The organism is Bacillus sp. 3103sda1 (assembly GCF_024159135.1).
Taxonomy (GTDB): domain Bacteria; phylum Bacillota; class Bacilli; order Bacillales; family Bacillaceae_G; genus Bacillus_A; species Bacillus_A rhizoplanae.
On sequence record NZ_JAMYWS010000001.1, the window covers coordinates 3,790,441 to 3,801,126 of the forward strand.

Genomic DNA, 10,686 nt, shown 5'->3' on the forward strand with positions numbered 1-10,686 from the left:
AATTCATAAAAAGTTGCAATGTGCCATTTTAAACAAAATCATGAAGAAATCGACTTTTTTTTACAAATTTTTTTCAATTTTGTTACATGAGGGCTCCTTTATTCCTTTTTATATACGATAGACTTATAATGTAAAAAGATAATAAAATACAAGTATTTTAGAAAGGAATAAATCGGTTAAAAATTATGAAAAAAACAATTATGAAAAGAACAATCTTAATTTCAATTATGATTCTCATTGTTATTTCTTTAATAAATTTTGGTTCCAAAGCTTTTACAGGAAATATACATAATCAAGCAGAAGCAGTTGAAACAAATCAGCATGCTGAACATCCAAAAGAGAAGATTCCTCCATTCCCAAAAGCAAGCGCAACAGCTAAAAAAACCGATGATCAATATTCACTTGTAACTAACACTGATTCATTACTCGTTTTAGTAAACAAACATCGCAAACTCCCAGATTCCTACACACCACGCGATTTAACAAAACCAAATGTTCCATTTCTCAGTCTGGAAGATAAGGAAAAAACATTACTTCGCAAACCGGCAGCGGATGCCCTAGAAGAAATGTTTAAAGCAGCAAAACAGCAAGGGATTGAACTTACTGCAGTATCTGGATTTCGCTCTTACAAACGACAAGAGTCATTGCACAATACATATGTAAATCGTCAAGGAAAAAAAGCTGCTGATGCATTAAGTGCCATTCCAGGGACAAGCGAACATCAAACTGGACTTGCCATGGATATTAGCTCTAAATCAGCAAAATTTCAATTGGAGCCGATATTTGGAGAAACACCTGAAGGAAAGTGGGTAGCAGAGCATGCTCACGAATTCGGATTTGTCATTCGTTATCCAGAAGATAAAACAGACATTACAGAATATGATTATGAACCATGGCATCTTCGTTTTGTCGGCAACCCGCAGGCTACATATTTATATGAACATCATCTGACATTAGAAGAAGCAATGGGAGACAAAAAATAAGAGGGCGACGCGCCCTCTTATTTTTTGTCTAATAACCGTTGTTTCCATTCCGCTGGCCAAGGTACTCCTTTCCCTGTTTTTTTAGAAGCTTGCACCAGTGCGCCTCGCCCCATCAAACAAATCTCTCCTGCTTCGTTCCTTACCATATAATGCAAATCCAAAGAAGAATTTCCGACGTTCTCAGCTTTTACATACACTTTTAAGTTCTCATCAAAGAACACTTGTTTCAAAAAATTACATTGTAAATCCGCCACTACAATCATTGTTTCCGATGCTTCATGTACCCACTCTTGCATAAAGCCAAGCTCTTTAAAAAACTCAATACGAGCTTCTTCAAAATAAGTAAACGCAACACCGTTATTCATATGTCCAAACATATCTGTTTCACTAAAACGAACCTTTATAGGGATGTAAAATGAAAATGTACTTTCCCATTGCTCAAAGTGTTCAATATAATGAATCTTCTTCATAATTATTCATCTCCTTTAAAATTTCTCTCATTTTATATTATTTGATTTTTCTGAATTAAAAACCTATAAAATTACGATCTATTAAGGTAAGAATAAGTATACTCAGATGTAAACATATAATTAAGTAACTTAAATAAGAATGATATAAATATTGCCTCTTCAAACTGAAGAGGCAATATAGATTAGATTAATAGTTATTGTCACTACCAAAGAAATCTTTAAATGATTGAATCGTTGTATCACGATTTAAAGCCGCAATCGATGTCGTTAATGGAATTCCTTTTGGACAAGATTGTACACAGTTTTGTGAGTTACCGCAGTTTGCAAGTCCTCCATCACCCATGATTGCACGTAAACGGTCCGCTTTATGCATTTCACCTGTTGGATGTGCATTAAATAAACGTGCTTGTGAAAGCGGTGCTGGACCGATAAAATCAGATTTGCTATTTACGTTTGGACATGATTCTAAACATACACCACAAGTCATACATTTTGATAATTCATATGCCCACTGACGCTTTTTCTCTGGCATTCTTGGCCCTGGACCTAAGTCATACGTACCATCAATCGGAATCCATGCTTTAACGCGCTTTAACGCATTAAACATACGGCTGCGATCCACTTGCAGGTCGCGAACAACCGGGAATGTTTTCATCGGTTTTAAGCGAATTGGTTGTTCAAGTTGATCAATAAGCGCTGTACATGATTGACGTGGTTTTCCGTTGATCACCATAGAACATGCTCCGCACACTTCTTCTAAACAGTTCATATCCCAAGCAATAGGTGTTGTATGATTCCCTTTTGCATCAACAGGGTTACGACGAATTTCCATTAATGCCGAAATGATATTCATATTTGGGCGATATGGAATTTCAAATTCTTGATCATACTCCTGTGAGTTCGGACCATCTTGTCTTGTAATAATAAGGCGGATTGTTTTCTCAGACATGTTGCTTATCCCCCTTCTCTTCTTTCTTATCAGCTACTTCATGTTTTGAAGAATAATCACGCTTACGTGGTTGGATTAATGAAATATCAACGTCTGCGTAATGGAATGCTGGTGCATTTCCTGCTCCCTCAAACTTCGCCATTGTTGTTTTTAAGAAGTTCTCATCATCACGATCTGGGAATTCTGGTTTATAATGTGCACCGCGACTTTCATTACGGTTATATGCACCAATTGTAATAACACGAGCTAATTCAAGCATATTTGCCAGCTGACGTGTAAATGAAGCACCTTGGTTACTCCATTTCGCCGTATCGTTAATGTTAATGCGTTTATAACGCTCCATTAACTCTACGATTTTCGCATCTGTTTCTAATAATTTTTTATTTTCACGAACTACTGTTACGTTATCTGTCATCCATTCTCCAAGCTCTTTATGAAGAACATACGCATTTTCATTACCATCTAACGTTAAAATATTATTGAATTTTTCTGTTTCGATTAATTCGTTTTGCTCATATAAAGCAGATGAAACAGCATCTGATGATTTTGAAAGACCTTTCATATATTCAATTGCATTTGGTCCCGCTACCATACCGCCGTAAATCGCTGATAATAATGAGTTAGCACCTAGTCGGTTACCACCGTGCATAGAGTAATCACACTCACCTGCTGCAAACAATCCTGGAATATTTGTCATTTGTTTATAATCAACCCATAGTCCACCCATTGAATAGTGAACAGCAGGGAAGATTTTCATCGGTACTTTACGTGGATCATCACCCATGAATTTTTCATAGATTTCAATAATACCACCTAGTTTTATATCAAGCTCTTTCGGATCTTTATGAGAAAGATCAAGATATACCATGTTTTCACCGTTAATACCAAGCTTTTGCTCAACACACACATCAAAAATTTCACGCGTTGCAATATCACGAGGTACAAGGTTTCCGTATGCTGGATATTTCTCTTCAAGGAAATACCATGGTTTACCGTCTTTATATGTCCAAACGCGGCCACCTTCACCACGTGCAGATTCACTCATTAGACGTAATTTATCATCACCCGGAATTGCTGTTGGATGAATTTGAATAAACTCACCATTTGCATAATATGCACCTTGCTGATACACAGCAGATGCTGCTGTACCTGTATTAATAATGGAGTTAGTAGATTTTCCAAAGATGATACCAGGGCCCCCTGTTGCCATAATTACAGCATCAGCTGGAAAACTTTTAATCTCCATAGATTGTAAGTCTTGCGCTACGATTCCGCGGCATACACCTTCGTCATCCACAACAGCGCGTAAGAAATCCCAGCCCTCATATTTCGTAACAAGACCTGCTACTTCATGACGGCGCACTTGCTCATCTAATGCATATAATAATTGTTGTCCTGTTGTCGCACCAGCAAATGCTGTGCGGTGATGCTGTGTTCCACCAAAGCGACGGAAATCTAGTAAACCTTCTTCCGTACGGTTAAACATAACACCCATACGATCCATTAAATGAATAATACCAGGCGCTGCATCGCACATCGCTTTTACAGGAGGTTGGTTCGCTAAGAAGTCCCCTCCATAAATTGTATCGTCAAAGTGGATCCACGGAGAATCCCCTTCACCTTTTGTATTTACAGCACCGTTAATGCCGCCTTGTGCACATACAGAGTGAGAACGTTTCACCGGTACTAAAGAGAATAGTTCTACATTCACGCCTGCTTCCGCTGCTTTAATCGTTGCCATTAAGCCGGCTAATCCACCGCCAACTACAATAAGTTTCCCTTTCATGCTCTCCCACTCCTTACATGTTTGCTAGATTCGGATTAATGAACGCAAGTAATGCGCTCACCCCTACGTAAGATAACGCTAAGAAAATTGCTAATGTTACATACGTAGAAATACGCTGCGAACGTGGTGATACCGTGATACCCCAGCTAATACAGAATGTCCATAATCCATTTGCAAAGTGGAAAATAGCCGATACAACCCCTACTAAATAGAAACCAAACATAAACGGATTGCTTAAAATACTTGCCATCATATCATAGTCTACTGTTTGTCCCATTGCAGCTTGAAGGCGCGTTTGCCAAACGTGCCAAGCTAAGAAAATTAGCGTAAACACCCCTGTGAATCGTTGCAGAGCGAACATCCAGTTACGGAAATAGCTATAAGATGTTGTATTGTTCGTCGCTGTAAAAGCAATATATAAACCGTATACAGCATGATACAACAACGGCAAGAAAATCACGAAGATTTCCAATGCATACCGAAATGGAAGCATTTCCATAAAATGAGCAGCGCTATTGAAAGCCTCTGCCCCTTGTGTTGCAAAGTGGTTTACTACTAAGTGTTGTGTCACAAAGACACCAATCGGAATGACACCCATTAACGAATGCCACTTGCGAAACGTATACTCGCGGCCTTTCATGTCCCCATTACCCCCTCGAATGTTTGACTACTGTTTGTCACGTTACTTTATAACAATAGCATTTTTTCACTATTGCTATAAGAAAAACTGAAAAAATTATTCGCAATATTTCAGCATAATTTGATACCAAGTTCATTTTACTCCTATTTTTGTCGAAGCGTCAAGAAAACGTATACATAATCTGTATATAATTTTTATATTCTTTTTTCATTCTCTAAATCAGATTTTTTGCCAAGAAATAGCTGGGTTTACATATATAAAATGGTATATAATATTGGCAGTATAGAAAGTGGGGAATATTGTGAGTACAAAAAAAATCGAAAGCGAATCTTTACAAAATATTTCAATGAGTGCTTTTGCCTACGAATTGCTGCGTGAAGAATTACTCCCAGACTTAATAGGGAAAGAATTAGATGCTATTCTATATTGGGCTGGCAGAAACTTAGCACGAAAATATCCTTTAGAAACAATTGATGAAGTGATTCAATTTTTCGTAAAAGCTGGATGGGGTGACTTAACCATCATTGAACATAAACGCCGTGAAATGGAATTTAAACTAACAGGTGCTCTTATTAAGGAACGCCAACAACAAAATAGACACTCTTCTTACCAATTAGAAGCCGGGTTTATTGCAGAGCAAATTCAAAAGCAGCGTGGTGTAGTTGCTGAATCCTACGAAGAACAAAAGAAGCGTTCTGACTCTATTATGTTTCTCGTAAAATGGGATGTAAAAGATCCTGTCGAAGTGTAATGTTTATTTTATAAGTCAACTAGGCATAAAAATGTCCAGTTGACTTTTTTATTTATGTATAAACATTCGTTTTTTATTATTTTAAATCTTCTGAAATTATAACAAAAAAGAAAAGACACTGTAAACTACAATGTCTTCCCTGTTAAATACGAATGAATCGTCTCTGCTATTTTTTGCGGCATTCCTGCTTCTATAATGTCTGTAACAGACGCTTCTTTCATTTTCTTGAGAGAACCAAAATGTTTTAAAAGTGTTTTCTTCCGTTTTTCTCCGACTCCTGGTATATCATCCAATGCCGATTGAATGACAGATTTCCCATGAATTTGACGATGGAACGTAATCGCAAAGCGGTGCACCTCATCTTGAATACGCTGCAATAAGTAAAACTCTTGACTATTACGCTCTAACATAACAGGTTCAGGAGGTTCACCGATAATTAAATGTGACGTACGGTGCTTATCATCTTTAACAAGTCCTGCTGTTGGAATAGAAAGACCGAGTTCATTTTCTAACACATCACATACTGCAGCTAAATGACCTTTTCCGCCATCGATTACAATTAAATCGGGAAGAGGCAAATTTTCTTTTAAAGCACGTGTATAACGGCGGCGCACAACTTCGCGCATCGATTCATAATCATCCGGTCCTTGCACCGTTTTAATTTTATATTTTCGATACTCTTTTTTCGCAGGTTTTCCATCAATAAAGACAATCATGGCGGAAACCGGATTTACCCCTTGAATGTTAGAGTTATCAAATGCTTCAATTCTGTGCGGTGTTTCAATCCCAAGATGTTCTCCTAAGTTTTCTACAGCCTTAATTGAACGTTCTTCGTCGCGTTCAATTAAATAAAATTTTTCATTCAGCGCAATTTTAGCATTCTTACCCGCTAAATCAACGAGTTCTTTTTTCTTACCGCGTTTTGGCTGCGTTGCTTCTACTTCTAAAAATTTTTCAATCAGTTCATTATCAATGCTGCTTGGTACAACAATTTCTTTCGGCTTAAAGTGATTATTTTGTTCATAAAATTGCCCGATAAATGTCAGGAAACCTTCTTCTGGATCATCATAAATGGGAAACATCGAAACATCTCGCTCGATTAACTTTCCTTTTCGAACAAAGAAAACTTGCACACACATCCAGCCTTTATCTACCGCATAACCGAAAATATCACGGTCAACTAGATCGCTCATAATCATCTTCTGCTTTTCCATAATCGCATCCATATGAGCAATTTGATCTCGCAATTCTTTCGCTCGTTCGAACTCTAATTTTTCCGATGCTTCATACATTTTCGCTTCCAATTCTGAACGAACTTCTTTATGTCCACCATTTAAAAACTTAATAATGTCATCTACAATTTCTTTATTTTGTTCATCTGTTATCTCTTGCACACAAGGCGCTAAGCATTGTCCCATATGATAATATAGACAAACTTTATCTGGTATATTTGTACATTTCCGCAGCGGATACATTCGATCTAACAATTTTTTTGTTTCATGAGCTGACTGTGAATTTGGATACGGGCCAAAATACTTTCCTTTATCCTTTTTCACATTTCTCGTAATAAGCAAACGCGGCTGTTTTTCAGCCGTAATTTTAATAAATGGGTATGTTTTATCATCTTTTAATTGGATATTATATTTTGGATCATATTTTTTAATTAAATTTAATTCTAAAATAAGAGCCTCCAGATTCGAGGAGGTCACAATATACTCAAAGTCAACAATTTCTCCGACAAGACGTAGTGTTTTCCCATCGTGTGAACCAGTGAAGTACGAGCGCACACGATTTTTTAATACCTTTGCCTTCCCAACATATATAACTGTTCCTTGCTTATCTTTCATTAAATAACAGCCCGGTTGATCCGGTAAAATCGCTAGTTTTTCTTTTAAATATTCGTGCACTCGCTTTCTCCTCTCTTACTTTTTCCACTTATATAAAACTATTTTAGAATAAACAGGATCAAATAATGGATTAGAACGAAAGACAGCAACCTGTTCCACCTGTCCTTTTATATCAATCCCTTGTTTTTGAAATCCTTCAATAAGATGATTCGTAACGTATATTGTATCATTCTTATGATATTTTTTATCTTGTAAAAAATAGTCATATGTGTAAAAACGTTTATGTTCATATGGTACATGTAAGTATTCCATAACGCGTGTCTCTTCCCATGTATATACGATAAACGGCTGCTGTTTTTCTTCTAAATATGACGCTAGCTGATACGTTGCGGGCACAGCTTCTTTTTGTTCTTGCATAAGCGGTATGCTGACAACAAGTTGAAGTGTTGCAAATAACAGCAGTAAGATTCCGCTATATTTTTTTAACCATGAAATAGCAAGTACGAAAAGTACTATTGCTACAATTGGATAAGAATGACGTGGCTTATCGATATTTTGTCCAAGTAAATTCCAAAGAAAATATACACTGCCAAGCGCTATAAATAATTTCGGATAGCAACGTATGTTCTTCCATTGTAAAACAAAAAGAAACAAAAAGAAAAGAAAGAAACCTACAAGAACGTACGAATGAACACCGATCCCTGCAAATACAATATTCTCGGAAAGTAAACGAAACAGACGTGATATAAGCGGTTCACTCGTTTCTGTAACCGCACCGCCCCATTCTGTAAAATGCCCTTTTACAAATCCGAAAGAAATTTTCCATAATCCCGCTAAGCCGCCGATATTCCAAATAAGCGCCCCGATCCATACGAGCTGCGAAAGAACAGCTGTGCAGCATATAATAATAAACCGCCATTTTTCTTCATGCCACTGCTGCCATACTAATAAAATAAGCGCTATCCCAAACGGCGCATACGATAAACGGATTCCCATTAATAGAGCAAATAAGATCACCGGCAAAAACTGAGCACGAAATTCATTTGTGCGAAATGCTCGATCTACGCTCCACATATACCACCACAGTACAGCTATCGCTGCTCCCTCTGACATCGGCTGCGTCACTAAAATAGAAAAATAACCGCTCGTTTGCAATACAGCTACAACAATAAGAGCACTCGTTTTACTTACATAACGGCGTGCAATCCAATACATCGGAAAAGCAGCAGTAAGTGCCATAATTGCATTAAAAATCCCTAACGATTGCACAGGATTTTCTATAAAAAGATGTGTCATCATTCCCCCTAAAATAAAAAAAGGATAACCCGGGAAATGAGGCTGCATCGCTAATATGTCATATTGCTTTAGCGCAAGCGAAAAATCTACTTCATCCCACGTTGCCGCAAACGGACTTGCATAAAAAAAACGAATGAGAATCGCACTAGAAAAAAGAATGATTGCCCATATACGTAATACTTGTTTCATCTGATTTCCTTTCTGTAAAAAAAGTACAAGGAATATCCCTTGTACTTTTAGCTTACTGATTTATTTTCTTCAGTTACGGTTTGCTTTTTTTTCGCAGGTTTTTTAAAGATAATTAACATATAAAGGACAACAAAATAACCCATATATGCAAGCACTTCTTCAAGCGATGGCATAGAAGAATATCCTAAAAACGATTTTAAGAATAGACCGACCTGACCGGAAAAAACTGGTGCAGTTCCATGATCACGCAAGTAGTGTTCATAATCAATCGGGTGCTCTGGGAGCAGCCATGTAATATCGTATACGTGCGGCATCACGCTACCGATTATTTTTAAGTCTTGCAGCATGGAAATACCTTGTACAAGAAGCCCAGCTGCGATGAAGACAATAAATACTCCCGTTACTCTAAAGAATACTTTTAGTGAAATACGCATCGTTCTTTTAAAGAATAAGTAGGCGACAAGAGCTGCAACAAGAACTCCCGCAATTGCTCCCCAGCCTTTCATTGCCGCTTCAATATTTCCACCTGTAATTGCAGCAAAGAAGAACACTGTTTCAACGCCTTCTCGCAGCACAACAAGAAAGGAGTGTACGACCATTCCAATTACGTTTCCAGTCGTAATATAATGACTCATTTTACTTTCCATATTGCCTTGTATATTTTTGCTATGTTCCGCCATCCAAAATACCATTTGTGTAAGCAAAATAACGGAAATGAACATAATCGATATCTTTAAATACATCTCACTTCCCATTGCGGCAAAGCCAGTAAACACAACTTGAAAGACAAGAGCGACAAGATAGCTTGCTACAACCGCAAGGCCTGCTCCTATCCAAACGTATTTCACAAATTGCTTATTATCCGTACGCTTTAAATACGTAGTAATAATTCCAACAATGAGCAATGCTTCTAATACTTCACGAAATGTAATGAGAAATGCCTGCAGTTGCATCGCTCTTCCTCCTCATCTTTACTTACGTTTTCTTACTGCATATACAATGACTCCAACAAGTACAAGTACAATTATCACAATTGGAGCCCAGTTTTTTAAGTTGCTTAAATCTGTCCACTCTGTTTGGCCTTTGTTTGCTGAAGCCGCTTCTTGTCCACTAACATCAAAATGACCAACCCTAAAATCTTTAATTTTTAATTCTTTTTGCAAACTTGTTAAAATGACATCTTTACTTTGCTTGAAAGCATCATGATTTGGTTCCTTTTGTCCTACTCCAAATAATCCAGGGTTCCCAAGTGATTCTAACGCCTTGTTAAACTCATCTTTTAATTTTGCATCTAATTCTTTATTATGTTCTGCAATAACTGGTGATAATGCATCATATGTTGCAAATGCTTTTGCTAATAGACGTTTACTTGTATCATAGTCATTAAATTGTTCATCGACATTCGTTAAACGACGATTAATATTAAGGGCAAGAATTTTTTGCATATCTGTAATAATAGCTTCTTTATTTTTCTTATCAAAGTCTTTCATAATTGCTTTAGAAGGTTCTTTTCCCATGTGCTGATCAATTTCTTCTTGCACATTTTCATATGCTTTCTTTGCTTCTGTAAAGTTTGCTGGATTTTCATCTAGCTTTGCGACCATTTGCTTATACGCCTCTGCAACCTTTTCTTCGTTCGGATTTCCGTACGAATAAGCAAATGCGCTCGTATGTATCGAGAATATTAAAAAAAGACTAACAAATAATGAAGTAATTATTTTTTTCATAAACGCTCCTCCTAAACAAAATGATAATAATTATCACTTTCATTGTCA

At 37.0% G+C, this 10,686-nt stretch carries 10 protein-coding genes; 2 read left to right on the plus strand and 8 right to left on the minus strand.

Annotated features, from left to right (window positions below):
* Positions 1–200 precede the first annotated feature (200 nt).
* The gene (locus tag NKR74_RS19060) at positions 201–983 is read left to right on the plus strand and encodes a M15 family metallopeptidase (protein WP_253631184.1); all 783 of its coding nucleotides are present in this window, start codon (positions 201–203) and stop codon (positions 981–983) included.
* 17 nt (positions 984–1,000) lie between these two features.
* Here NKR74_RS19060 and NKR74_RS19065 read toward each other — a convergent pair whose 3' ends face one another.
* From NKR74_RS19065 to NKR74_RS19080, 4 genes are all read right to left on the minus strand, one after another.
* Complete coding sequence (locus NKR74_RS19065) at positions 1,001–1,453, minus strand: acyl-CoA thioesterase (protein ID WP_098305157.1); 453 nt, start codon at positions 1,451–1,453, stop codon at positions 1,001–1,003.
* Between the two features lie 187 nt (positions 1,454–1,640).
* A complete protein-coding gene (gene sdhB / locus NKR74_RS19070) occupies positions 1,641–2,402 on the minus strand; it encodes a succinate dehydrogenase iron-sulfur subunit (RefSeq protein ID WP_098305159.1) in 762 nt (253 codons plus the stop codon).
* Positions 2,395–4,188: a succinate dehydrogenase flavoprotein subunit gene (gene sdhA, locus NKR74_RS19075; protein WP_253630527.1), complete on the minus strand. Its 1,794-nt coding sequence runs from the start codon at positions 4,186–4,188 to the stop codon at positions 2,395–2,397. The genes sdhB and sdhA overlap by 8 nt, the downstream gene beginning before the upstream one ends.
* 13 nt (positions 4,189–4,201) lie before the next feature.
* The gene (locus NKR74_RS19080; protein WP_098305163.1) at positions 4,202–4,828 is read right to left on the minus strand and encodes a succinate dehydrogenase cytochrome b558 subunit; all 627 of its coding nucleotides are present in this window, start codon (positions 4,826–4,828) and stop codon (positions 4,202–4,204) included.
* A gap of 346 nt (positions 4,829–5,174) precedes the next feature.
* Here NKR74_RS19080 and NKR74_RS19085 point away from each other — a divergent pair, with 346 nt between their 5' ends.
* On the plus strand, positions 5,175–5,579 hold the full coding sequence (locus tag NKR74_RS19085) for a YslB family protein (protein WP_301287849.1): 405 nt from the start codon (positions 5,175–5,177) through the stop codon (positions 5,577–5,579).
* 125 nt (positions 5,580–5,704) lie between these two features.
* On the opposite strand, the gene uvrC is transcribed toward NKR74_RS19085, so the two are convergent.
* From uvrC to NKR74_RS19105, 4 genes are read right to left on the minus strand one after another with little or no spacing between them, the layout of a single operon-like run.
* Positions 5,705–7,486, minus strand: a complete 1,782-nt coding sequence (gene uvrC / locus NKR74_RS19090; protein WP_098305167.1) for an excinuclease ABC subunit UvrC — start codon at positions 7,484–7,486, stop codon at positions 5,705–5,707.
* A 15-nt stretch (positions 7,487–7,501) separates the two neighbouring features.
* Positions 7,502–8,911: a glycosyltransferase family 39 protein gene (locus tag NKR74_RS19095; RefSeq protein ID WP_098305169.1), complete on the minus strand. Its 1,410-nt coding sequence runs from the start codon at positions 8,909–8,911 to the stop codon at positions 7,502–7,504.
* 47 nt (positions 8,912–8,958) lie between these two features.
* Entirely contained in the window at positions 8,959–9,864 is a 906-nt protein-coding gene (locus tag NKR74_RS19100) for an FTR1 family iron permease (protein ID WP_253630528.1), read from the minus strand.
* An 18-nt stretch (positions 9,865–9,882) separates the two neighbouring features.
* Positions 9,883–10,638: a hypothetical protein gene (locus NKR74_RS19105; RefSeq protein ID WP_098305173.1), complete on the minus strand. Its 756-nt coding sequence runs from the start codon at positions 10,636–10,638 to the stop codon at positions 9,883–9,885.
* Positions 10,639–10,686 lie beyond the last annotated feature (48 nt).

Coding starts and splice junctions, on each gene's coding strand:
- NKR74_RS19080 (WP_098305163.1), bottom strand. CDS start 4,828: ATGAAAGGCCGCGAGTATACGTTTCGCAAGTGGCATTCGTTAATGGGT.
- NKR74_RS19095 (WP_098305169.1), bottom strand. CDS start 8,911: ATGAAACAAGTATTACGTATATGGGCAATCATTCTTTTTTCTAGTGCG.
- NKR74_RS19105 (WP_098305173.1), bottom strand. CDS start 10,638: ATGAAAAAAATAATTACTTCATTATTTGTTAGTCTTTTTTTAATATTC.
- sdhA (WP_253630527.1), bottom strand. CDS start 4,188: ATGAAAGGGAAACTTATTGTAGTTGGCGGTGGATTAGCCGGCTTAATG.
- NKR74_RS19060 (WP_253631184.1), top strand. CDS start 201: ATGAAAAGAACAATCTTAATTTCAATTATGATTCTCATTGTTATTTCT.
- NKR74_RS19085 (WP_301287849.1), top strand. CDS start 5,175: ATGAGTGCTTTTGCCTACGAATTGCTGCGTGAAGAATTACTCCCAGAC.
- sdhB (WP_098305159.1), bottom strand. CDS start 2,402: ATGTCTGAGAAAACAATCCGCCTTATTATTACAAGACAAGATGGTCCG.
- NKR74_RS19065 (WP_098305157.1), bottom strand. CDS start 1,453: ATGAAGAAGATTCATTATATTGAACACTTTGAGCAATGGGAAAGTACA.
- NKR74_RS19100 (WP_253630528.1), bottom strand. CDS start 9,864: ATGCAACTGCAGGCATTTCTCATTACATTTCGTGAAGTATTAGAAGCA.